We start from the raw sequence: 23,165 nt of genomic DNA on the forward strand, positions 1-23,165 counted from the left end.
CCGTGCGGACCGAGCTGGACGCAGGCCGGGAGCCCGTGGATTTCGGCATCATCGACGAGTCCGACCTCATCCGGGTCCGCAAGGTGTTGCGCACCGAGGCGGAAGAGGTGGGACTCAACCTCGTCGATACGACCAAGCTGATCACGGCGGGCAGCGAGCTGGCCCGCAACATCCTCAACTACGCGACCGACAGACGCGGGCGGGTCCACGTCGAGCAGGTACGTCGCGGCGGACGGCGAGGGGTCCGGGCGACGTTCGCCGACGACGGGCCCGGCATCGCCGACATCGACGCGGCCATGACCGACGGCTTCAGCACCCGCGGCAGCATGGGACTCGGCCTACCGGGTGCGAAACGCCTGGTCGATGACATGACCCTCACCTCGTCCCCGGGCACCGGTACGACGGTGGTGATCGTCAAGTGGCAGCGCTGAGCCGCGTCTCCGGTCGGTGCGGCGCGGAGCCCTGCGGAGGCGCCCGGACGCGAAGCGGCGGCGCCGAGAGGAGCGTGGCGGTGTGAGCGAGCACGCGCACCGCCGTCACGGCGTCGCCGCCGAGGAGGACGTCGGCGCCCTGCGCCGTTCCGTGGCGAGACTGGCGGCCACCCAGCACGGAGTGCGCCCCGGCGTGGCCGAGCTGGTGGCCACGGAGCTGGGTACCAACCTGCTGCGCCACGCCGTTCCCGGCGGCTACGTCCTGGCCCGCAGGGCCGGCGACGGCGTCGAGCTGATCTCCGTCGATCACGGCCCCGGCCTGCCCCTCGGCGTCCTCGACGCCCGGCCGACCCCCTCCCCGCCGGACCCCGCCCCGCACCGCGGGCGCGGCATGCACGCGGGTCTGAGCGTCGTACGCCGTCAGGCCGCCGAGTTCGATTGCTACTCCACCCGCCGTGGCACGGTTGTCTACGCCCGCGTCGGTGGCCCCGCCCCCGCCGACCACGGCCGCTGGCGTTTCGGCGGCGTCAACATCCCCTACGGCGGCGACGGTGAGTCCGGCGACTCCTGGGCCGTCACGGCGGACCAGACGCTGGCGGCGCTGGTCGTCGACGGGCTCGGGCACGGCCCCGCCGCCGCGGTCGCGGCTCGCGCCGCGGTCGAGGTGTTCGAGCGCAGCCCGCTCACGTCGCCGGAACGCTTCATCCAGCACGCCCACGAGGCGATGCGGACAACCCGGGGCGGTGTCCTGGGCATGTGCGTGATCGACCCCACGCGCGGGGAACTCGTCTACGCCGGCGTGGGCAACATCACCGGACGGGTCCTCACCGGCAGCCGCAACGTGCACCTGCTGGACCGCCCCGGCACCCTCGGCACGCACCTCCCCCTACCTTCCACCCGCCTCCAGCACGTACCGTGGGAGCCGGGCTCCGCCCTGATCCTGGTTTCCGACGGAATCCGCTCCGGCTGGGGCCTCGCGGACCATCCGGGCCTGCTCGGCCACCATCCGGCGATCGTGGCCGCAGTGCTGCACCGCGACCACGGCCGCACCAACGACGACGCCACGGTACTCGTGGTCCACGACAAAGCCGGCATGCCATGATGGGCCGCACGCGCGAACACCTGAACGAAGGACGGTCTGGTATGGGGGGCACGAACGTCACCCGGTCCCACGCCACCACCGAGCAGTCCGCACAGCAGGCACAGCTGATCGACGAGCTGCGCCAGGAGCTGGAGGACACCAACCGGGGCCTGATCGCCCTGCACACCGAACTGGAGAACGCCCGGAGCGCGGAGGCCCGACTCGCGGCCATCGTGGCCTCGTCCGACGACGCACTGGTCGCGCTGGACGCGGACGGCGCGATCCAGACCTGGAACCCGGGTGCGGAGCGACTGTTCGGCCATACCGCGCAGGACATGACCGGTCAGCCGGTCAACGTGCTGATGCCCGCAGCAGCACGCGCGGCCTTCAGCACCGCGGTGGAGCAGGTCCGCTCCGGTCGGCACGCCAAGCCCCACCACGGCCGTTGGTGCCGCGCCGACGGCAGCGAGGTCGACGTCGCCGTCACCGTCTCGGCGATGCGCAATGCCGACGGCACCCTGACCGGCCTCGCCGTCGCTGCCCGGGACATCACCCACCAACTCGCCGTCCAGGCCGAGCTGACCGCCGCCCGTGCCGAACGCGAGGTGATGGTCGAGCGCGAACGCATCGCGCACGACCTGCACGACATGGTGATCCAGCGGGTGTTCGGCGCCGGCCTCGCACTGCAGAGCGTCGCCACCCGCACCGGCAACCCGGAAGCGGCCAAGCGGATCGCCTCCGTCATCGGTGAACTCGACGCCACCATCCAGGAATTGCGCGGCGCCATCTTCAATCTGAACCAGCCCGTCCGCAGAACGGCGAGCCTGCGCGCCCAGGTCCTCGAAGAGGCCACCTCCGCACGGGACCGGCTCGGATTCGCGCCCACCGTCGAGTTCCACGGGCGGGTCGACGCCGCCCTGCCCGCCGAGACCGCTGCCCACCTCCTGGCCGTCCTACGTGAGGCCCTGTCGAACGCCGCGCGTCACGCGCACGCCTCTGCGGTGACGGTCGCCGTGCACGCCGACGACGTCCTGCTCCTGGAGGTGACCGACGACGGCCGCGGCATCGACCCGTCCGTCACCCGCAGCAGCGGGCTGACCAACATGCGCCGCCGCGCGGAGAAGTTGCGCGGCGGCTTCGAGGTGACCAGCGCGCCGTCGGGCGGCACTCGCCTGCGCTGGCACGTCCCGCTCACGGCCGACGGGGACAGCTCGTCCTGATCTGCCGCTGGGCCCCCGGCGGCCGGCATCGGGGACGTGCAACCGTCCGCACGGCGCCGGTCCGCCGGTCCGCGCCCGTGCCTTACTGCGCGGGCGTGATGAGGCCGTAGTGGCCGTCGTAGCGGTGGTACAGGATGTTCCCACGTCCGGTTTCGGCGTCGGTGAAGAAGACGAACGGCCGGCCGGTCAGCTCAAGGCGCGAGGCCGCACCGGCGACACTGAGTTCCGGTACCCCCGCGGTGCTCACGGACAGGCCGGGCTCGGCCTCGGGCGCCGGGCCGGTGCTCGCCACCCGGTGACCTCCCGTGCCGGGATCCCGGTAGACGACACTGTCGGAGCCGGTCGCCGCATCGGTGAACAGGTGGAAGTCGTAGTCCATCGCCTCCAGTTCGAACACCGCGGCCCCACGGGTCTGACGCGCCAGACTGTAGCTCTTGTGCCGCACGACCCGGCGTTCCTCGATGCTCCGGGCCTGGTGCTGCGGCCGGTGTTCGTGCCCGGCGCCGTCGTGCCAGGTGCCGGGCTCAACCGACTGCGTGCCGTGGTGACGGTGGCGGTCCCAGTGGTGGCGCACGCGGGCGAGGCGGGCGGCCAACCGGGCGTGGAGCAGGTCGACGGCCTCCTGCATGGTGGGAGCCGCCACGTGGGCCCGCACCGGCCGTCCGTTGAGGTTCACCACGGCCTGCGCGAGGGACGGCCGGTCCATCGCGTGGTTGGTCTCCTGGGTGAGCTTCACCCGTGCGGCGAGGACCGGTTCGTCCAGCCGCTCCAGCACGGCGGTCAGCTTCGCGCGGGCGTAGTCGGGTGCGGCCAGCGAGACGGGGCCGCGGGTCTCCACGACGACGTCGGTAGCGGGCCGGGTCTGCACACGGTTCATGAGGATTCCTTTCCGGGTGGCTTCAGACTCGTGCGTGGCGGACTGCGGGGACCAGGGCCGAAGATCCGGGTGGGAGGGCCGTTGGTCCCGTATCGCAGGTCGCCGTCGCCGCACGGACGGAGGTGCCGGTCGTGCCGAATGGTGCCGGTGGTGCCGTAGTGCCGGTGATGCCCAGGAGGGTGCCGAGGACGTCGTCCGGCGAACCGGCGGCGGGGCGGCCGGTGCGCTCCACGAAAGCGGCGGCCTCGGCGTCGGCGGTGGTCTCGGCCTCTGTCCTGGGCCGCAACGCCCCCTCGGGCGGGTCCACTCGCATCACACCCTCCCCAGGGTGGCGACGAGGCGCACCAGGCGGCGGGCGAGACGGGCCCGTACGGTCCCGGCGGACGGGCGCGGGGACACCCCGGTGCCGACGGCACCGCCAGCCACCGGTGCGGCCCTGGCCGCAGTCAGCAGCCCGGAGCCGTGCCGCTTGCCTGACGCGCCATCATGCGCTGTCCCCGGCAAGGGTTTTCCACGGTCGGGTGCGGACATCGGACACTCCTTCGCGGTAGCCGGCGGGACGAACGGCACCGTTGCGTCCGTCTCCCACGGTGAAGATCCTCCGACGGCGAGCGAGGGCAGAGCAGGGTCCGATGGGCCTGTCCGCACCGCCCGGCGGTCCCTTTCTCCACGGTCCGGGGGTCCCCACGAGGTGCCTGGGCTACGGGTTTACAGGAGCCCGACGGCACGGGCCCAGCGGCCGGATGCCGACGGCTGTCGGTCGATGCCCCGGGACCAGCGGCCCACCGGTCGGCCCAGCCGGTCCCTGGGCCCGCCGGGGTCCACGTCGGCAGAGTTCTCCCCGCGCACGACTGACAGGTTCACCCGGCGCCCCGGACCCGGACCCGCCGGTTCCCGACCGCGCACCCGTCCGGAAAGGATGTCCCGATGCCCAGCACACGCCGCACCCGCCTCACCCAGGCCGTGGGCCGCCACCTGCGCCGGGCCCTCGGCACCGAGCGGAACGAACTGACCCGCCCCGTGGACCGGGCCCGCAGCCGCGCACTGCTCCTCGCCGCACTCGCACTCGGCCTGGCGACACTGGTCGGTGCCGCGTCCGCCTGGGCCGACTTCGGCTCGGCCGAACGAGACGCCGCAGCAGCAGCCTCCCACCTGCACCGCACCGACGCGGTCCTGCTCACCCCCGCCCTGGCCACGACTGACGCCGACCACGGGACGGCCGTTCGCTACCAGGCCACCGCCACGTGGATCTACCCGCCCGGGCGGCGCCACACCGGCACACTGGAGGTGTCCCGGCACGCCACGTCGGGCTCCACCGTCAAGCTCTGGGTCAAAGACACCGGCAGGCTCTCGACCGCCCCGCCCCGCACGACCGAACTGATAGCCAGCGCAGTGTGCTTGGGTCTGCTCGTCCTCGGCCTCCTGTCCGCGCTCGTCGCCAGCGGTCTCGGCCTCCGGCTGGGCAGCCTGAACCGGCGCGCCTGCACCGCCTGGCAGCGTTCGTGGGCCGAGGTCGAACCCGTATGGACCGGCCGTACCTCCCGGCGGCGCGGCAACAACGACTCCCGGCGCGGCTGAACCCGCGCGGGCCACCCGCGACGAGGATCTTCTCCGGGCCCGCCGTGCGTCTCGTCGGACCGCCCGTACGGGAAAGGAGCCGTCGGGCCCCGCGGTGCGTGTCAGGAGCGTGTGGCAGACTGCCAGAGGCCCAACCCGGCCGTTTCCTGCGGTGGATCCAGACATACGGAGAAGCGATGACAGACGACGCGGTGGGCCGGGCGGTCTCCCCGGTCAAGGTGTTCCTGCTGGACGACCACGAGGTCGTCCGGCGCGGTGTGCACGACCTGCTGGACGCCGAACCCGACCTGACCGTGGTGGGCGAGGCCGCCACGGTCGAACAGGCGCTCGCACGCGTCCCGGCGGTACGTCCGGACGTCGCGGTCCTGGACATGCGCCTGCCCGACGGGGACGGCGTCGGTGTCTGCCGCGAGCTGCGTTCCCGGATGCCGGATCTGGCCTGTCTGATGCTCACTTCCTTCGACGACGAGGAAGCACTGCTCGACTCGATCATGGCCGGCGCCGCCGGATACGTGCTCAAGCAGATCAACGGCACCGACCTGGTCTCCGCCGTGCGCACGGTCGCCTCGGGGCAGTCCCTGCTCGACCCTGGTGCCACCACCCGGCTGATGTCCCGGCTGCGCCGCGACGCCGAGCCGGAGACGCCGGACTTCCCCCAGCTCACGGAGCGCGAACGGGAGATCCTCGCGCTGATCGGCGAGGGGTTGACCAACCGCCAGATCGGTCAGCGGCTCTACCTCGCCGAAAAGACAGTCAAGAACCACATCTCGCGCCTGCTGGCCAAGCTGGGCGTCGAACGCCGCATCCAGGCCGCCGTCATCGCCACCCAGACCCAGGCGGCCCGCGAGCAGGCGGCAGGCTCGACCCTGCGCTGAGGGCGGCGCCGACCGGCCACAGCGGACCGGCCGACCGGCCGCCTCACACACTGCTGACGCACGCAGCAGCGGGCCCCGGTGCCGTGGCATCGGGGCCCGCTGCTGCGTGCGTCAGGCATCGGCGACCAGTGCCGTCAGGTCGAGCAGCCGGTTGGTGTAGCCCCACTCGTTGTCGTACCAGCCGAAGACCTTGGCAAGGGTGCCGTTGGCCTGGGTCAGGGCCGGGTCGAAGACGCAGGAGGCGGGGTCGCCTATGACGTCGCGGGAGACGATCGGGGCCGTCGCCACGCGCAGGATGCCGTTCAGCGGACCCACGGCGGCAGCGGCGAAGGCGGCGTTGATCTCGTCGGCCGTGACCTCGTGGTCCAGCACCACCGTGAGGTCGGTGAGAGAGCCGTCCGCGACCGGCACGCGCACCGCGGTCCCGTCCAGCGCGCCGGACAGTTGCGGCAGCACGAGGCCGACAGCACGGGCGGCACCGGTGCTGGTCGGGATGATGCTCAGGGCCGCCGAGCGGGCCCGGCGCAGGTCCTTGTGCGGGCCGTCGAGCAGGTTCTGGTCGTTGGTGTAGCCGTGGACGGTGGTCAGCAGACCCCGCTCGATGCCGAAGGTCTCGTCGAGCACCTTGACCATCGGCGCGAGGCAGTTGGTGGTGCACGAGGCGGCCGAGACGACCTGGTGGCGGTGGCGGTCGTAGGTGGTGTCGTTGACGCCCATCACAATGGTGGCGTCCATGTCCTTACCGGGAGCCGACAGCAGCACGGTGTGGGCTCCGGCCTTCAGGTGCAAGGCGGCGGAGTCACGGTCGCGGAAGCGTCCGGTGGACTCGATGACCGTGTCGGCGCCCCAGTCGGACCAGCGCAGGGCCGAGGGATCGCGCTCGCTCGTGACGTCGATGCGCGTGCCGTCGATGATGATCGAGCTGTCGTCGTGGAGGACCTCGCGTCCGATGCGCCCGAAAGTCGAGTCGTACTCCAGCAGGTGGGCCAGGGTGGCCGGGGGCGCGACATCGTTGATCGCGACCACCCTGATGTCCTGGGTGCCCGCCTCGGCGCGGTCCAGGGCGGCACGCAGGTAGGCGCGGCCGATGCGGCCGAAACCGTTGATGCCGACACGTACGCTCATGAGGGTGAACTCCTTTTCGGTAGGGGGATGCCGATGGTCCGGGACCGTCCGGCGAGGCCGCAGGGGCGGGGGCGTGCCGCGACCAGGGCGATGACCTGGTGTGCACCGCCGGGTGCCCGCCTACCGCGGCTTGGGGCCGTACCGCGAGGTGTCCCCGGCGCCGGACCTCCCGGGACACACACCGTTCGCCGGCCTTGGGCACCCACCGCGTGTTCCACAGCCCCGCCCCGGCTGCACGGCGAGCCGCTGAGCGGCCGGGGGCGGGGGTCCGTCCCGCACGAACGGGTCAGGCGTGCGCGATGACCGCGACCGGGGCGGTGGCGTGGTGCAGCACGGCGTGCGTGACGCTGCCGATGTGGGCGCCGAGGGCGCCCTCGCGGACACGACGGCCCACGACCACCAGGGAAGCCTCGCGGGAGGCGTCGATCAGGCGGACGGAGGGACTGCCGTAGCCGGGCTCCTCAACGACCTCCACGTCCGGGAACTTCTCCCGCCAGGGGCTGAGTTCCTCGGTCAGCATGGCGGCGTCGCGCTGCTCGAGTGCCTGCTCCACCGCGGGCTCCAGAGCCGCGCCGTAGACGTAGTAGGGCGGCGGGTTGGAGCCGTGCACGACGCGCAGCGGGGCGTTGCGGCGCGCGGCGGCCTCGAAGGCGAAGCCGATGAGCGCGTCATGGGGACGACCGACGTCGAGTCCGAGGACCACGGGGCGGAAGGAGTCGCCGGTGGAGGCGGCGCCGGCTGCCGCGTCCGTCTCGTGCTCGTCCGCGGCCTGCTCACCGGCGCGCACCAGCACGACGGGCCGTTCGGTGTGCGCCACCGCCGAGAGGCCGACCGAGCCGATCAGGAAGCCGCCGATCCCGCCGAGCCCACGCGAGCCGAGGACGAGCAGTTCGGCTTCCCGCGCGACACGGGCGAGGGCCTCGGCGGGCCGTCCGGTCAGCTGCTCGGTGGTCACCTCGATGCCGGGGTGCCGCAGCCGCAGGCCCTCGGCGGCCTCCTTGAGGATCCCCTCGGTCCCGTGCTGGTGGGTCTCCGCTCCGAGCAGCGGAGCCTGCGCCACGGGATCCGGTACGGGCTCCCACACCTGAACCAGTCTCACCGGCAGTCCGCGTAGCGCCGCCTCGCGGCCCGCCCATTCGGCGGCGGCCCGGCTCTCGGGCGAGCCGTCGATACCTACGGTGATGGTGCGGGACATGATCTCCTCCTCCTGGACCGAAAAACCCTGTCCCAGCGTGGCGTTCAGGGCCGCTGCGGGTCAGGGGCCGCTGGTCCTCCTGCGGGGGACCAGCGGCCCCCCGCAGGCCGGCCCCGTCAAGACAGACCGTGGGCGAGGCTGTCGGAACATCGGTGGGTGACGACAGCACGAGTTGGGCAAGTCCGTGCGGGATGCTCGGACTTCACCACCCGAGTGCACCCCGGGGCCGACGGGACAGAATGTCGGGCTGGTGGGCCCGGCCAGGGTGCCACCGGCGTCGGTGCGCTGCGGTGCCGCACGCGTGCGGTGATCGACCGTGCCCTGACCGGCCCGGTGAAAGGACCGTCCGGCCCCTCACGATGAGGCCGCGATGCTCTCACGCTTGTCACACACACCTTTCTGCACGGGAGGAAGCCATCATGCGTACCGCGACCCTCGACGCCGCGCCCCTCGACGCCGCGGCCCTCGACGCCGCGACCCTGGAGGCCTGCATCCCGGCGGCCGTGGCCGCGCCCTCGGTCTGCAACACCCAGCCGTGGCGCTTCCGGCTCGCTCCGGAGTCCGCCGCACTGGAGGTGCACGCCGTCCCGGAACGCGCCCTGCGCCACGCGGATCCGGTCGGCCGGGCCCTGCACCTGTCCGTCGGCGCCTGCGTCTTCAACCTCCGCGTCGCGGCAGCCCACTTCGGTCGGACACCCGTCGTCCGTCTGCTGCCGGATCCCGGGGATCCGGGATTGCTCGCCACGCTCCGGCTGTCCGGGCCCCTCCGCCGCCCGACGCGGCACCTCGCCGGCCTCTACCCGGCGATCCGGCACCGCCACAGCAGCAGGTTCCCCTTCTCCCGCAGGCCGCTTCCGTCGCACGTTCAAACCGAACTCACCGAAGCCGCCCATGCGGAAGGCGCTTCGCTCACCTTTCCCGGGCCCGCCGAGACGGCACGTCTGCTGCGCCTGACCGGGGAGGCCGAGCACCGCAACCGCACCGACCCCGAACGGGCCGCGGAAAGCCGCCGGTGGGTACACCGCGACCCCTACGACGCCGCCGACACCGGCATGCCGCGAGCCGCGTTGGGACTCCAGGACGCACAGGAACAGCTGCCCATGCGGGACTTCACCGCACAGCGGCACACCGAGCGGCTCCCCGCCAAGCCCTTCGAGTCCCTCCCGTCGGTAGCCCTGCTGACCACCGGGCACGACCGCCGCAGCGACTGGTTGCGCGCCGGGCAGGCGCTGGAGCACGTCCTACTGGCGGCCACGACGCACGGTGTGCGGGCTTCTCTGCTCCACCAGCCGATGGAGTGGCCCGACCTGCGCCACGACCTGACCCCGGTACCGAACGTCACGGGGCACGCGCAGATGCTGATCCGTCTCGGGTACGGCCCGCAGGGCCCGGCCACTCCCCGGCGTACACCGGAGCAGGTGTACGACGCCGGGTGAGGAAGCCCCGCCGAGTGCCGCACCGGCAGAGCGGGCAGAGCCGACGAGGCCCCGCGGGCGGTACGGCGGCTGGCGCCGAGGCGACTACGCGTCCGCGTACTTCGCGTCCGCCGCCGGGTCCAGCGCCAGCCGGTACCCCCGCTTCACCACCGTCTGGATCAGTTTCGGCGTGCCCAGCGCGGTACGCAGGCGGGCCATGGCCGTCTCCACGGCGTGTTCATCGCGGCCGGCGCCCGGCAGGGCCCGGAGGAGGTCGGCCCGGGACACGACCCAACCCGGCCGCCGGGACAGGGCCCGCAGCAAGGACATCCCGGCTGGGGGCACCGGCTTCAGGACGTCGTCCACCAGGACCGCGTGGCCCCGGATCTCCACCCGGTGGCCGGCGATGGGCAGCGCGCGGGCACGGGCCGGGAGTTCCCGGCACAGGAGCTGGACGAGCGGGCCGAGGCGGAAGCGGTCCGGCTGAACCGTGTCCACCCCGCGCGCCTGCAGCGGCAGGGCCGTGACCGGACCGACGCAGGCCGGCAGGACATCCTGGGACAGGGCGGCCAGCAGCTCGGCCAGCAGGCCCCGGTCCTCGGCGCGCGAGAGGAAAGAAGCCGCGGCGGGGGCGCTGGTGAAGGTGAGGGCGTCCAGACCTCGGGAGACGGCCCCGTCCAAGAGTCGGTCCAGGGGGGTGACGTCCTCCGGGGGCATCCAGCGGTAGACCGGGACCGGGACCACTTGCGCTCCCCCTGCCCGCAGCGACTCCACGAATCCCGGCAGCGGTTCGCCGTGCAACTGCACCGCGATACGGCGGCCGTCGACCCCCTCCTCCAGGAGGCGGCCGAGCACCTCCGCCATGGACTCCGACGAAGGCGACCACTCCTCGGTCAGTCCGGCCGCTCGGATGGCGCCCTTGACCTTGGGGCCCCGGGCCAGCAGTTCGATCCCCCGCAGCCGGTCGAGCAACTGCTCACCGAGCCCCCAGCCGTCGGCGGCCTCCACCCAGCCGCGGAAGCCGATCGCGGTGGTCGCCACGACCACCTCTGGTGGCTGGTCGATGATCTCCTCGGTGGCGGCGAGGAGTTCACCGTCGTCGGCGAGCGGCACGATCCGCAGGGCGGGCGCGTGCAGGACGGCGGCGCCGCGCCGCTGGAGCAGGGCGCCCAGTTCGTCGGCCCGGCGCGCGGCGGTCACACCTACGGTGAATCCCGTGAGCGGCCCGAGTTCCGGACGTCCGGGGTGCTGCTCTTCGTCGTACATGGGGCTCTCCTAGCTGACCGGAACGCCGATCGAGCCTGTCAACGGCGCGTGACAGGCTCGGTTCGGGTTGATGTCACCGGTGTTACGTCACACTTCCGCGTAGTTGAGCTGCGGCTTCGTCTCGGCCGAGGCACCGGCCTGGACCTGGTCGAAAGCCGGTCGGCGAAGGTATACGGCCCAGGTGACCGCGAAGCAGACGGAGTAGTAGAGGAGGAAGGCGACGAATGCTCCGGTGCCGGAGCCTACCGAGAGGAAGGACTGGCGCAGCGCCAGGTTGATGCCGAGGCCGCCGAGCGCGCCCACGGCACCGATCAGGGCCATGGCGGCACCGGACAGGCGTCGTGCGTACACGGCCGCCTCCTCGCCCACCATGCCCGTGGCCGCGGCCTTGGCCCGGAAGATGCCCGGGATCATCTTGTACGTGGAGCCGTTGCCCACGCCGGTGAGGACGAACAGGGCGATGAATCCGCCGATGAACAACGGCAGCGACTTCTGCACCGAGGCGAGGACGATGACCGCCGACGCCACCGCCATCAGCCCGAAGTTCCACAGGGTGATCTTGGCTCCGCCCAGCCGGTCGGCCAACTGCCCGCCGACGGGTCGGATCAGCGATCCCAGCAACGGGCCGATGAAGGTGAGCGAGGCGGCCTGCAGGGGGGTACGACCGAACTGGCTCTGCAGCACGAGCCCGAAGGCGAAGCTGTAGCCGATGAAGGAGCCGAAGGTGCCGATGTAGAGGAAGGACATGATCCAGGTGTGGCTGTCGCTCACGGCCTCCTTGGCCGCACCGGTGTCGTTGCGCACCGGCGCGAGGTTGTCCATGTTCCATGCGCTCAGCACGGTCGCGAGAACGATCAGCGGGATGTAGACCGCCAGCAGCACCCGCGGATGGCTGGCTCCGGCGACGCCGATGACCAGCAAAGCCACCAGCTGGACCACGGCGACGCCGATGTTTCCGCCGCCCGCGTTCATGCCGAGGGCCCAGCCTTTGAGGCGCAGCGGGTAGAAGTTGTTGATGTTGGTCATCGAGGAGGCGAAGTTCGCCCCGCCCACGCCGGTGAGGACCGCGACGGCCATGAACGTGGCGTACGAGGTTCCGGGTTCCATCACCACCAGCAGCGCCACGGTCGGGACCAGCAGCAGACCCGCGCTGAAGATGGTCCAGTTCCGGCCGCCGAACCGGGCCACGGCGAAGCCGTAGGGGACGCGCAGGACTCCGCCCACCAGCGAGGCGACGGCGACCAGGAAGAACTTGCCGGCCGGGTCGATCCCGTACGCGGACCCCATGAAGAGGGCCAGCACCGAGTACATGCTCCAGACGGAGAACCCGATGTGCTCGGAGATCACCGAGAAGGCCAGGTTTCGCCGGGCGATCCGCTTGCCCTGGAGCTCCCAGAAGGTCTCGTCCTCGGGATCCCACTGTGCGATCCAGCGGGCCCCCTTGTGGGGTGCGCCGGCGGTGCTCGGAACTGTCATCTCATGCCTCCACGGTGCTCCGGTGCCCAGGTGTCGTGCTGCCGTTGGGTCCCGAAGGTAGGGAGGGCGCGTTTCCGGCCTGTGGCTGCGAGTGACCAGAAGGGAACGTTGCTCTCACCCCGCGGGGGGACGGGATGAGAGGTCTCGGGCGGTCGCGAAGGCGGTCGCGTCAGCCGCAGGCGGTCACGTCAGTCGCCGTTCCAAGCGAGGGTGTCGGTGCCGCCCTTGTCCCAGTCGACCTTCACGTCGTCGCCCGAACGCGTGAGCGTCGCCGCGCGCAGGTCGCTCGCCTTCTTGCTGCTGATCGGCTTGAGGGCGATGCGCATGGTGCCGTTGTCGTGTTCCAGCCCCAGGCCCAGGAGGATGCCGTCACCACCCGGATCAATGAGGTTGACGGAGTTCTTGCCCTTGTAGTCACCCGACGCGTACTTCTCGCCGATGGTGAGGGTCTTGCCTCCGGAGTCCTGCCACTGGCCCACGAAGCCTGTGGCGGGGGCGGCGGACCGGCTGGTTTCGTCGCCCCAGGTGTTGTCGGCACTGGGCTCGTCCACGGGGTCCTCGGTCTCCACCGGCGAGGCGGACTGCACCGGCGAAGCGGATTCCGACGCGCTTGCCGATGCCGACGGGCTCTCGTCGGCCAGGGGCCCGCCACCGCCCCCGCGACTCGTCGCGAGGTACACCCCGCCGGCTATGAGAACGGCCGCCGCGGCGAGTGAACCTACGACCAGCGCGAGTCGCTTCTTCTTCCCGGGGTCGCCCGCAGGAGGCTGCGGCGGATAGGGCGGCTGACCGAACGGCTGCTGCTGACCGTACGGGCCGGGTTGCCCACCGTACGGCGGCTGCGGCGGACCGTAGGGCCCGGGCTGCTGGGGCTGCTGGGGCTGCTGACCGTACGGACCCGGCTGCTGCTGACCGTACGGGCCGGGTTGCCCACCGTACGGCGGCTGCGGCGGACCGTAGGGCCCGGGCTGCTGGGGCTGCTGGGGCTGCTGACCGTACGGACCCGGCTGCTGCTGACCGTTCGAAGGCTGGTCGCCGTACGGGCCGGACCCTGGCGCCGGGTAGGGGTGGGAGGGACCGTCCTGCGGGGGCTGTGTCATGGGTGCCTGTTCTCCTCGATCGATTCGGGTGCCCACCATTCCCCACGGCAATACCGGTCACCGCAGCATTCCGTGCAGGGCTCACGGGGGCGACTGCCGTTGTTGCACGCACTCTTCCAGGACGCTGAGTCGGTGTTCGCGGTTCACGTCATTCCCCGTGCGGGCCTTCCCGCACGGGGGGTTCGATACGCGGCCCGTGTCATGCACGGCCACTCATCACCCGGTGATCACTGGCCGGAAGCCATCCGTCGTCGGGCCACCGCAGCCACTCCTCGGATCGCGCGATCTCGGCGGCCGCCCTGCGCAGCGCGTCCAGTCCGGGATGGACCAACCCCTTCCGCCAGACCAGGGAGACGGGCGACACGGGGACGGGGTCGACGAGCGGACGCCGTACCGCGCGCGGCATGTCCGGGAAGTCCACCACGGCCAGCACCGGATGCCGACTCTTGGCCATGAGCCGCTCGAACTCCTCGTCGCCGATCGCCAACGGTAGGGGGTCGGCGAGTCGGATGCCGTGCCCCTCGAAGAGGTGACGGGCCAGGTCGGTCCACTCCCCGGTGCCCGGGTTCCCGGAGCCGGCGTACACCGCTTCCCGGGCCAGCGCGGCCACCGGCACCTCGGGCAGGGCGGCCAGCGGGTGGCCCTCCGGCAGGATGACGGCCATCGGTTCGTAACGCACCGGCTGCTGTTCCAGACCGGACCGCAGCGCCTGGTCAAGCCCGGCGAAACGACCGAAGGAGACGTCCAGGCGGCCGGCCAGCAGTTCGACGGCGGCTGAGGTGAGGCCGCTCTCGTAACGGGCCATCAGCTCACAGCCGGGGGCGAGCTCCCGGGCCCGGTGCAGCACCCGGCGACCGGTACCCAGGCCCGGCGAGTTGAGGTCCACCAGCAGCGGACGGGCCTGGCCGGCGGCGAACGCGGCGAGCAGGTCGTCCTGGGCGGAGAGGACACGGCGAGCGTGCGGCAGCAGGCGCTCACCGTCCGACGTCAGCGTGACCTGCCGGGTGGTCCGCACGAACAGTTCCCTGCCCAGTTCTCGTTCCAGCCTCCGTACGTCCCTGCTGAGCACCTGCTGGGCAACGTACAGGCGTGCCGCGGCGCGCGTGAAGTGCAGGTCCTCGGCCACGGCGACGAAGGCACGCAGCAGGCGAGGGTCTATGTGAGCGGGCCCGGACATGACGGCGAACCTACAACACCGGTGCGTCAATCGGGCCCGGGAAGGTGTTGGACGCCGTGCTCGGTTCCGGGTGAGCGTTGCTCCATGCCGCACCAGATCACCCAGGACGCCAGACCGCACCGAACCACTCAGGACGCCGTGCCCCACCGCTCCGGAACAGAGCGGCGCACACCGAACGGAGGGGCACCGGCAAGGGGTTACCGGCACTTGTTCTCCCTGCCCGGCACCCGTGCCTTCACCCTTGGCAATCTCCTCGCCCGTCTCCCCATGGGCATGTTCAGCGTGAGCGCCGTCGTGATGATCGCCGGTGCCCGTGGCGCATACTCCCTCGCCGGTGCCGTCACCGCGACCGGACTCGCCGCTACCGCCCTGGCCGGGCCCTGGCTCGCCCGGCTCGTCGACCGGCACGGGCAGGCCCGGGTCGCCGTGCCGGCCACCTTCGCCTCCGTGCTCGGCAGTCTCGCGCTGCTCCTGTGCGTACACTGCGGCGCCCCCGACTGGACCCTGTTCGCCGCCTACACGGCCACCGCGGCCACCCCCAACATCGGCGGCCTCTCCCGCGCCCGCTGGGCCCATCTGCTGCGCGACGATCCGGGTGCACTGCACACCGCGAACTCCTTCGAACAGGCGGCTGACGAGCTGTGCTTCATGCTCGGTCCGGTACTCGCGTCGTTCCTGACCGGCGCGTTCTTCCCGGAAGCGGGCACGCTCACCGGGGCGGTACTGCTGCTGGGCGGAATGCTGCTGTTCGCCGCACAGCGGGCGACCGAGCCACCGCGGCGGGCCCGTTCGAAGGCGCCGTCGCCGCTGCGCAGCCCCGGCGTCCCGCCCCTACTGGTGTGTTTCACGGCCACCGGTGCGGTGTTCGGTGCGATGGAAGTCGTCACGATCGCCTACGCCGACGCACAAGGACACCGGGCCGCGGCCGGTGCCATGCTCGCGCTGCAAGCGGCCGGCTCCTGTGCGGCGGGGCTGGGGTACGGGGCGCTGAGGCCGGCCGGCCCTCAGCTGTCCCGGTGCCTGGCCGGGATGGCCGGGCTGATGACCCTGCCGTGGCTGGCGGCCATGACCACCGGCTCCCTCGTCGTGCTGGCGGTCGCACTGCTGGCCGCAGGCATGGCGACCGCGCCGACCATGGTGACGGCGATGAACCTGGTGCAGCGGCGCACCCCGGCCGACCGGCTCAACGAGGGCATGAGCCTGGTGGTGACCGGACTGCTCGCCGGCATCGCCTGCGGCTCGGCGGTGGGCGGCTGGGCGGCTGGGCGGCTGAGCGCCTGTCTCCCGCGTCCGCCTTCGCGGTTCCGGCCGCCGCGGCGGTCGCGGCCCTGCTGATCGGCTCGACCACGCGGTCCGTGTGCCCGGCCCGTGCGTGACGGGGACATCCGTGTACCACGGGGAGGTCGCAGCAGGTGCCCCTCCGCCGTGGCAGGGCACCCCGTCGCCCGACGAACCGCGCGACGAGTCCGGACGGACCGAAATCCCCCAGTGGATCCTGTCGTCCGACGCCTTCAGCACCCGTAGGGGCACGGCAAAGGCCCCGCCGCTCGAAGCGACGGGGCCTTGCCCACATGGGTCAAGGAGGCTCATGGACCTCCCGATCGTGGAGATGGCGGGAATCGAACCCGCGTCCAACGGTGCGGAATCAGGGCTTCTCCGTGTGCAGTCCGCTGTGCTTTTCTCGGCCCCGGAGATCACGCGAACAAGTCTCCGACGGGCTCAGTCACTGTGTGGTTTCCCTTTTCACCCCGTGACCGGGATCAAGGTTTAGTCCCCTAGCTGATGCCAGGATCCGGGTCGGGAACAGCCCCGGGCTGACACTCCCTTGAGAGGTTCGCTAGCCGCTTATCAGGCAGCGAGGGCGAACTGGGAGGAATCGCGCTTGGTGTTGGCGATTATTGTTTTCGGCCTGTGGTTTACGAGATCATGGCCGCTTCCTCGACACGCTTCCCCTGCTTCGACAGCCGCTGTCGAAACCGATCATCCCCATGTTGATTTTTCAATCCGTGTCCCCGCGCGGGGACACGCACTCGCACCGGCCTTGCGGTGCGGTTCCATCGTACGTGACCAACACATGCCGTTGCCAGCGTATTCCCGCGTATCACCCGCCCGGCACCGGACGGGGTGGGCGGCGGCCAGATCTGCGGCGTGGCCCTCACTGGCCCACCCTGCCGATGGCGATGCGATTGCCGCGGGTGGCGTCCACCACGACGGGCACGCCGTCCGGGACCTCGCCGTCGAGCCGGTCCAGCAGGCCCTTGATCGGTGGGAGACTCCCGGGTACCCGAACGTGGATGTACAGCGTGCGCGAAGCCGCGTCCACACTCGTGACGGAGGCGCCCGGCTCGCCGGCCAGCCACTGGGTCGCCGCAGTCTTGGCCCGACCGGTCCAGATGTCGATCAGCAGGGTGAGCGTGGTGTTCGCGGCCAGCGGCACGAAGACGATCACGAACAGCATGCCCATGGCGATGTAGGCGACGCGGGCCGGTCGGCCAGCCTTCTTGTCGGCCTCCGCCCCGTAGCCGAGGGTAGCGAAGACCACCATGCCGCCGAAGACCAGTGCGAAGAGGTTGGACACGAACAACAGCAGCGAGCCCAGGGCCAGCCAGCCCGACAGTTTTCCCAGGCACACCCCGGCCACCACCAGCGGCGGCACGAGGGAGATGGCGATCGCGACCCCGGGCAGCACCGCGGCGACGTCCCGGCGGGCCAGCGCCACCGCACCGGCGAAACCCGTCGCCAGCGCGGCGACCAGGTCCATCAGTCCCGGCGAGGTGCGCGAGGCGATCTGGCTGTTGGAGACCAGGTCGTAGTCGCCGGGCAGGACCACCGAGAACAGCATCCCGACGGCGATCACCGCCAGGCACGCGAAGAGGACGACCAGGGCCGCTCCAGTGCGGCGGCGCCGTACCGATCCCAGAGCGATGCCCATGATCGGTGTGGAGAGCGGCGCGATGATCATTGCGCCGATCACGGTGGCCGTCGAGTCCGTCAGCACCCCCCCGGCCGCGATCACCGACGACAGGACCAGCATCGTCCAGAAGGCCGACCGCTTGGCCGTGGTGTCTCCGGACGACAGGTCGAGATCGTCCGACAGCTCTTCCAGGGAACGCCGCTGGGAGGGCGGAAGGACATGGGCACGAACCCCGCTGATCATGCCCCGAGTATCACGGACGGCGCGGGTCCCGCCCTGCAGGACACCCGGAGTACGGCTGGGCCTGGCCCGTATCGGCGAAAACTACGCCCGCTGCTTGCGCCGCGCCGCCGCTACCGCCCGGTCCGCCTCCCGCCGGTCCTGCTTCTCCCGCAGGGTCTGGCGCTTGTCGTACTCCTTCTTTCCCTTGGCGAGTGCGATCTCGACCTTGGCACGGCCGTCCTTGAAGTACAGGGCGAGGGGCACGATGGTGTGACCCGTCTCCTGGGACTTGGACTCCAGCTTGTCGATCTCGTCACGGTGCAGCAGCAGCTTCCGCTTGCGGCGGGCACTGTGGTTGGTCCAGGTGCCCTGGCTGTACTCGGGGACGTGCACGTTGTGCAACCACGCCTCGTGACCGTCCAACTGTACGAAGCCGTCGACCAGCGAGGCGCGCCCCTGACGCAGCGACTTCACCTCGGTGCCCATGAGGACCAGGCCCGCCTCATAGGTGTCGAGGATGTGGTAGTCGTGCCGCGCCTTCTTGTTCTGCGCGATCAGCTTGCGCCCTTTTTCCTTAGCCATAGTGCCGACCATTTTCGCACCACGGAGGGGGTGCGGGGGAAGCGTATTAATCGGCGGAAGCGCAGGAGAGGGCGCGGACACAGGGAACTATGAGGCGTTGCCGAGGCCGCTGAGGACCGTCTCGGCGCGTTGCAGCACCTGCAGGCCCGCCTCCAGGTCGGGGGTGATCCCGCGACCGTCCACGACGTGTCCGGAGGGGGTCCGGTAGTGGCCGACGGTCAGCTCCGCCACCGAGCCGTCGGGGAGTTTCGTCGGCATCTGGACGGAACCCTTGCCGAAGGTGCGGGAGCCGATCACCACCGCGCGGCCCCGGTCCTGAAGAGCACCGGTGAGCATCTCGGCCGCACTCATGGTGCCCCCGTCGACCAGGGTGACGAGGGGCCGGGTGGTTTCGCCGCCGGGATCGGCGTGCAGGACGCACTGGGCACCGTCGGCGTCGTAGGTGGCGACCAGGCCGCCGTCCAGGAAGGCGGAGGCGGTTTCCACGGCCTCGGTCACCAGGCCACCGGAGTTGCCGCGCAGGTCGAGGATGATCCCGCCGCCGGCCGGGGCTGCACGCAGGGCCGCGCGGACGGCGGCGGCGGAGCCTCGGGTGAACGCGGCGATCTTGATGACGGTGCCCCCGCCGGGCAGCCTGCGGGCGGTCACCGAATCGGTGGACAACTTGGCCCGGCGCAATTTCTCGGTCCAGGCGCGGGTGCCGCGCTGCAGGCCGAGGGTGACCGTCGTACCGGCCGGGGCGTCCTCGGCGTCGCCGCGCAGTAAGGAGACCACCTCGGTGACCGGCCGGCCGTCGACTCCGCCGCCGTCGACGCTGCGCAGTCGGTCTCCCCTGCGGATCCCGGCGGCGGCCGCGGGTGAGTCGGGCTGCACCTTGGTCACCTCGATCCGGCCGTCCCGCTCGCGGCGCGCCCACAGCCCGACGCCGGTGTACCGGCCGTCGAGGGCTTCCTGGAACTCCTCGTACTCGCCCTCGGAGTAGACGGCGCCCCACCGGTCCCCACTGCGGCTGACGGCACGCTCGGCGGCCTCCATCGGGGACTTGCCATCGGCCATCGCCTCGGCGGCGGCCCGCTGGACCGCTTCGTGCCGGGCGGCCGCGCTGTCCGGGCGCGCCGGGCCGGGGGCGGCCCGGCGCACGGGGTGAGCGTGTTCCGGGAGGGAGCCGGTGACGGCGCCGGCGACCAGCACGCCGAAGAAGACCAATGTCAGGGTGGCCCCGTGGCGGATGCGACGGGGCTGGCAGAACAGGTCACGGCCTGACATGGCGGTGAGTCTAGGACACGGTGAAGGGCCGCACGGCCGTATGCCCGTACGGCTGTCTTGGCATGTGTCACACCTTCAGGTACTTGCGCAGAGCGAAGAACGCCGCCAGGGAGGGCATCAGCACGCTCGTGGCGAGGATCAGCGGCAGCTTGGTCAACACTGCGTCCCAGCCGACGAAGTTGATGAGCGTGAGCTTGCTGGACAGGGCCATGCCGTGGTCGATGGTGAAGTACCGGCCGACCACCAGGAACACACAAGCGAGGCTGCCGCCGATCAGACCGGCGACGGCCGCCTCGGCGATGAACGGCGCCTGGATGTAGAAGCCCGACGCGCCGACCAGACGCATGATCCCGGTCTCTCGGCGGCGGCTGAACGCCGACACGCGCACGGTGTTGACGATCAGCAGCAGGGCGACCAGCAGCATCAGCGCCATCACGCCGAGCGCCGCCCGGTTCATCAGGTTCAGCAGCTGGAAGAGGTTGTCCAGGATCCCCTTCTGGTCCTGCACCGACTGCACGCCGGCCCGCCCGTTGAACGCGGAGGCGATCACCTGGTACTTCTGCGGGTCCTTGAGCTTGATCCGGTACGACTCCTGCATCTGGTCCGGCGTCAGCGAGCCGGCCAGCGGAGAGTTGCCGAACTGCTCCTTGTAGTGCTTGTAGGCCTGGTCCTGTGACTCGTACGACACCCTCTCGACGACGGGCATCTTCTTGAGGTCGACGAGGATCTGCTTCTTCTGGTCCTCGGTGACCGCGCCCTTGGCGCAGTTGGCGTCCGACTCGGCGTCGTGCTTGTTGCACAGGAAGATCGAGACGTTGACCTTGTCGTACCAGTAGCCCTTCATGGTGCTGACCTGGTCGCTCATCAGCAGCGAGCCACCGAAGAGGGCGAGGGAGAGGGCTACGGAGACGATGACGGCGAAGGTCATCGTCAGATTGCGGCGGAGACCCACACCGATCTCCGACAGGACGAACTGGGCGCGCATGGCGTCTGGTCAAGCCTTTCCGTCGTGAACTTGCTTCAGTGCTGGTAGCCGTAGACGCCGCGGGCCTGGTCGCGGACGAGACGGCCCTTCTCCAGCTCGATGACGCGCTTGCGCATCTGGTCCACGATGTTCTGGTCGTGCGTCGCCATGATGACCGTGGTGCCCGTCCGGTTGATGCGGTCGAGCAGCTTCATGATGCCGACGGAGGTCTGCGGGTCGAGGTTGCCGGTGGGCTCGTCGGCGATGAGCAGCTTGGGCCGGTTGACGAAGGCCCGCGCGATGGCGACGCGCTGCTGTTCGCCACCGGAGAGTTCGCCGGGTCGCCGGTCCTCCTTGCCGCCAAGCCCGACGAGGTCAAGCACCTGTGGAACGGACTTGCGGATCTCGCCGCGGGACTTGCCGATGACCTCCTGTGCGAAGGCCACATTCTCGGCGACGGTCTTGTTCGGCAGGAGCCGGAAGTCCTGGAACACCGTCCCCAGCTGGCGGCGCATCTGCGGCACCTTCCAGTTGGAGAGGCGCGCGAGGTCCTTGCCCAACACGTGCACCTGGCCGTGGCTGCACCGCTCCTCGCGGAGGATGAGCCGCAGGAAGGTGGACTTCCCGGAGCCGGAGGAACCCACCAGGAACACGAACTCGCCCTTTTCCACCTCCAGGGAGACATCCCTCAGGGCTGGGTGGGTCTGCTTGGGGTAGACCTTGGAGACGTTGTCGAATCGGATCACGGTGCACCACGGGTCGCCGGGGGTAGATGAGCGTGACCCTACGCGATACCAGGTGTGCACGTGCAGTCGCAGGGTGAGGTTGGGCAAGACTTGTACGTTTTTGTACCGCCTCTCGTTTCCGCTCTCTCCTCCGGCACCCTGCGCAAGCTCCGCGGGAACCTGGCACAGTGGAGGGGGAACGTTCTCGTTCCAGCGCGCGTTGTAGGTGTGATGGCCGGGGCAAGGAGGGCGAGCGCATGACGTACGACCGGTTGGTGTGCGCAAACTGCGCGGCGCCCGTGAGTGAAGGCCGGTGCCCGGTGTGCCGCGCCAACCGCGAGCGACTGCAGCAGCAGGGTTTCTTCGCAGGTCTGAATCCGATGGCGCTGATCGGGCTGCTGGCGGTGCTGATCGCCGCTGTGGCACTGCTGGCGCACCAGACCGTGTGAGGCAAGCGGGGAGCCGGCGGAGCGGAAGCCTGCGCCGGAGAGTTGCGAAAGGGCCCGGAGCATCAAGCTCCAGGCCCTTCAGCACGTGAACGGCGCGTTGCGCGACCGCACGACTACGCTCAGGCGGCGGTGCCGCCCCGACCGCCGACGAGGCGCGGCAGGATGCGGAAGCCGACGCCGCCGGCGATCATCGTCGCGGCGCCAACGACCAGGAACGTGGTCTGGCCGGCACCGGTCTCGGCGAGCTGCTTGCCTCCGGCCTGGGACGCGGTGTCCGAACCGGTGTCGGTGAGGGCCGAGGTGCCCTCCTCCTGGGGAACGTTGTGGTTGCCGCCCCCCTTGGGGGTGGTGTGGTTGCCGCCGGTGGTGCTGCCTCCCGTGGTGGAACCACCGGACGTGCTGCCGCCGGTGCTGGAACCACCGGACGTCGAACCCCCGGTGGTGGAACCATCGTCGCTGCTGCCGGTCCCACCATCATTGGCGCCGGTCCCACCATCATTGGCGCCCGTGCCACCATCATTGGCGCCGGTCCCACCATCATTGGCGCCCGTGCCACCATCATTGGCGCCGGTCCCACCATCATTGGCGCCCGTGCCACCATCATTGGCGCCGGTCCCACCATCATTGGCGCCCGTGCCACCATCATTGGCGCCGGTCCCACCATCATTGGCGCCCGTGCCACCATCATTGGCGCCGGTCCCACCATCATTGGCGCCCGTGCCACCATCATTGGCGCCCGTGCCACCATCATTGGCGCCCGTGCCACCATCATTGGCGCCCGTGCCACCATCATTGCGCCCCCCGCCCGTGCCACCATCATTGGCGCCCGTGCCACCATCATTGGCGCCCGTGCCACCATCACCCGGGCAGTCCGGGTTGGTGGCAATGTCACAGGTGGGGTCGCCGCCGTTACCGTCGGCCGCGGCGACACCGGCCACCATCAGTGAGGCACCGGCCGCGATCACGGCACCCGCGGCTATCCGCGCGACCCGGATCCGCGTCTTCTTCGTCATGTAGTTGCTACCCCCAGTAGCTGTTCGTCAATGAGGCGGCGCATGGGGCTTGCCGTGTTCGACGGAGGCAGCTGTGACGAATTCAAGCTTCAGCTCATTCCCCCGGTTCACATGCGCCCCGTAAGTACGCATGCCGTGCTTCACCCTTCCGATTTTTCAAAGCAACGTCAAGGGCATTGCGGGCTAAATGCCCGATACGGGAGTGGTTGCAGGG

The 23,165-nt window shown here is 70.9% G+C and carries 22 protein-coding genes, 1 other RNA gene and 1 pseudogene; 8 read left to right on the forward strand and 16 right to left on the reverse strand.

Translation table 11 applies throughout. The annotated features are described in order from the left end of the window. The first annotated feature begins 2 nt into the window (after positions 1-2). The 3 genes from LK06_RS11480 to LK06_RS11490 all read left to right on the forward strand — a co-directional run bounded on the left by LK06_RS11480 (position 3) and on the right by LK06_RS11490 (position 2,732). Positions 3-431, forward strand: coding sequence for an ATP-binding protein (locus LK06_RS11480; RefSeq protein WP_234367396.1), 429 nt, complete (start codon positions 3-5; stop codon positions 429-431). Between the two features lie 82 nt (positions 432-513). Beyond that, the gene (locus tag LK06_RS11485) at positions 514-1,533 is read left to right on the forward strand and encodes a SpoIIE family protein phosphatase (RefSeq protein ID WP_039654427.1); all 1,020 of its coding nucleotides are present in this window, start codon (positions 514-516) and stop codon (positions 1,531-1,533) included. A gap of 41 nt (positions 1,534-1,574) precedes the next feature. After that, a complete protein-coding gene (locus LK06_RS11490; protein WP_039654426.1) occupies positions 1,575-2,732 on the forward strand; it encodes a PAS domain-containing sensor histidine kinase in 1,158 nt (385 codons plus the stop codon). A gap of 82 nt (positions 2,733-2,814) precedes the next feature. On the opposite strand, the gene LK06_RS11495 is transcribed toward LK06_RS11490, so the two are convergent. Genes LK06_RS11495 through LK06_RS33110 form a run of 3 tightly spaced genes read right to left on the reverse strand, consistent with a single transcriptional unit; the run spans position 2,815 to position 4,140 of the window. Then, positions 2,815-3,609: a ribosome hibernation promotion factor gene (locus tag LK06_RS11495; RefSeq protein WP_039654425.1), complete on the reverse strand. Its 795-nt coding sequence runs from the start codon at positions 3,607-3,609 to the stop codon at positions 2,815-2,817. A 22-nt stretch (positions 3,610-3,631) separates the two neighbouring features. Beyond that, entirely contained in the window at positions 3,632-3,922 is a 291-nt protein-coding gene (locus tag LK06_RS11500; RefSeq protein WP_039654424.1) for a hypothetical protein, read from the reverse strand. Further along, positions 3,922-4,140, reverse strand: a complete 219-nt coding sequence (locus LK06_RS33110; protein WP_039654423.1) for a hypothetical protein — start codon at positions 4,138-4,140, stop codon at positions 3,922-3,924. The genes LK06_RS11500 and LK06_RS33110 overlap by 1 nt, the downstream gene beginning before the upstream one ends. Positions 4,141-4,536: 396 nt before the next feature. Here LK06_RS33110 and LK06_RS11505 point away from each other — a divergent pair, with 396 nt between their 5' ends. After that, complete coding sequence (locus tag LK06_RS11505; protein WP_052270064.1) at positions 4,537-5,187, forward strand: Rv1733c family protein; 651 nt, start codon at positions 4,537-4,539, stop codon at positions 5,185-5,187. A 176-nt stretch (positions 5,188-5,363) separates the two neighbouring features. After that, positions 5,364-6,062 (forward strand): response regulator, encoded by a 699-nt coding sequence (locus LK06_RS11510; RefSeq protein ID WP_039654430.1) that lies wholly within the window; start codon positions 5,364-5,366, stop codon positions 6,060-6,062. 111 nt (positions 6,063-6,173) lie between these two features. Here the strand turns inward: LK06_RS11510 and gap are convergent, their stop codons facing one another. Both gap and LK06_RS11520 read right to left on the reverse strand, forming a co-directional pair. Next, complete coding sequence (gap, locus tag LK06_RS11515) at positions 6,174-7,187, reverse strand: type I glyceraldehyde-3-phosphate dehydrogenase (RefSeq protein ID WP_039654421.1); 1,014 nt, start codon at positions 7,185-7,187, stop codon at positions 6,174-6,176. A gap of 286 nt (positions 7,188-7,473) precedes the next feature. Beyond that, positions 7,474-8,382, reverse strand: a complete 909-nt coding sequence (locus tag LK06_RS11520) for a universal stress protein (RefSeq protein WP_039654420.1) — start codon at positions 8,380-8,382, stop codon at positions 7,474-7,476. A gap of 419 nt (positions 8,383-8,801) precedes the next feature. Between LK06_RS11520 and LK06_RS11525 the strand changes: the two genes are divergently transcribed. Next, positions 8,802-9,818 carry an Acg family FMN-binding oxidoreductase gene (locus tag LK06_RS11525; protein WP_039654419.1) on the forward strand — a complete coding sequence of 339 codons (1,017 nt, stop codon included), beginning with the start codon at positions 8,802-8,804 and terminating at the stop codon, positions 9,816-9,818. Between the two features lie 84 nt (positions 9,819-9,902). Here LK06_RS11525 and LK06_RS11530 read toward each other — a convergent pair whose 3' ends face one another. From LK06_RS11530 to LK06_RS11545, 4 genes are all read right to left on the reverse strand, one after another. Beyond that, on the reverse strand, positions 9,903-11,063 hold the full coding sequence (locus LK06_RS11530) for a uroporphyrinogen-III synthase (protein ID WP_039654418.1): 1,161 nt from the start codon (positions 11,061-11,063) through the stop codon (positions 9,903-9,905). A gap of 87 nt (positions 11,064-11,150) precedes the next feature. Beyond that, a complete protein-coding gene (locus LK06_RS11535; RefSeq protein WP_039654417.1) occupies positions 11,151-12,539 on the reverse strand; it encodes an MFS transporter in 1,389 nt (462 codons plus the stop codon). Between the two features lie 188 nt (positions 12,540-12,727). Then, entirely contained in the window at positions 12,728-13,639 is a 912-nt protein-coding gene (locus LK06_RS33970) for a hypothetical protein (protein WP_043433585.1), read from the reverse strand. Positions 13,640-13,838: 199 nt separating this feature from the next. Then, positions 13,839-14,816 (reverse strand): LysR family transcriptional regulator, encoded by a 978-nt coding sequence (locus LK06_RS11545; protein ID WP_039654415.1) that lies wholly within the window; start codon positions 14,814-14,816, stop codon positions 13,839-13,841. Between the two features lie 84 nt (positions 14,817-14,900). Between LK06_RS11545 and LK06_RS11550 the strand changes: the two are divergent. Beyond that, positions 14,901-16,192: pseudogene (locus LK06_RS11550) on the forward strand (MFS transporter). A 225-nt stretch (positions 16,193-16,417) separates the two neighbouring features. Here the strand turns inward: LK06_RS11550 and ssrA are convergent. The 6 genes from ssrA to ftsE form a co-directional block, all read right to left on the reverse strand. Beyond that, positions 16,418-16,804, reverse strand: a transfer-messenger RNA (tmRNA) gene (ssrA, locus tag LK06_RS11555). 167 nt (positions 16,805-16,971) lie between these two features. Further along, positions 16,972-17,973 (reverse strand): DUF389 domain-containing protein, encoded by a 1,002-nt coding sequence (locus tag LK06_RS11560; RefSeq protein ID WP_039654413.1) that lies wholly within the window; start codon positions 17,971-17,973, stop codon positions 16,972-16,974. A gap of 81 nt (positions 17,974-18,054) precedes the next feature. After that, positions 18,055-18,534, reverse strand: coding sequence for an SsrA-binding protein SmpB (smpB, locus tag LK06_RS11565; protein ID WP_039654412.1), 480 nt, complete (start codon positions 18,532-18,534; stop codon positions 18,055-18,057). 87 nt (positions 18,535-18,621) lie between these two features. Next, entirely contained in the window at positions 18,622-19,800 is a 1,179-nt protein-coding gene (locus LK06_RS11570; protein WP_174673851.1) for a S41 family peptidase, read from the reverse strand. Between the two features lie 67 nt (positions 19,801-19,867). Then, complete coding sequence (gene ftsX / locus LK06_RS11575; RefSeq protein WP_039654411.1) at positions 19,868-20,785, reverse strand: permease-like cell division protein FtsX; 918 nt, start codon at positions 20,783-20,785, stop codon at positions 19,868-19,870. Between the two features lie 35 nt (positions 20,786-20,820). Further along, a complete protein-coding gene (ftsE, locus tag LK06_RS11580; RefSeq protein ID WP_039654410.1) occupies positions 20,821-21,510 on the reverse strand; it encodes a cell division ATP-binding protein FtsE in 690 nt (229 codons plus the stop codon). Between the two features lie 236 nt (positions 21,511-21,746). On the opposite strand from ftsE, the gene LK06_RS11585 reads away from it, so the two are divergent. Beyond that, the gene (locus LK06_RS11585; protein ID WP_039654409.1) at positions 21,747-21,938 is read left to right on the forward strand and encodes a hypothetical protein; all 192 of its coding nucleotides are present in this window, start codon (positions 21,747-21,749) and stop codon (positions 21,936-21,938) included. 119 nt (positions 21,939-22,057) lie between these two features. On the opposite strand, the gene LK06_RS11590 is transcribed toward LK06_RS11585, so the two are convergent. After that, positions 22,058-22,951, reverse strand: coding sequence for a hypothetical protein (locus LK06_RS11590; protein WP_086083301.1), 894 nt, complete (start codon positions 22,949-22,951; stop codon positions 22,058-22,060). Positions 22,952-23,165: the final 214 nt, after the last annotated feature.

It is taken from the genome of Streptomyces pluripotens, from assembly GCF_000802245.2.
In the GTDB taxonomy this organism is placed as follows: domain Bacteria; phylum Actinomycetota; class Actinomycetes; order Streptomycetales; family Streptomycetaceae; genus Streptomyces; species Streptomyces pluripotens.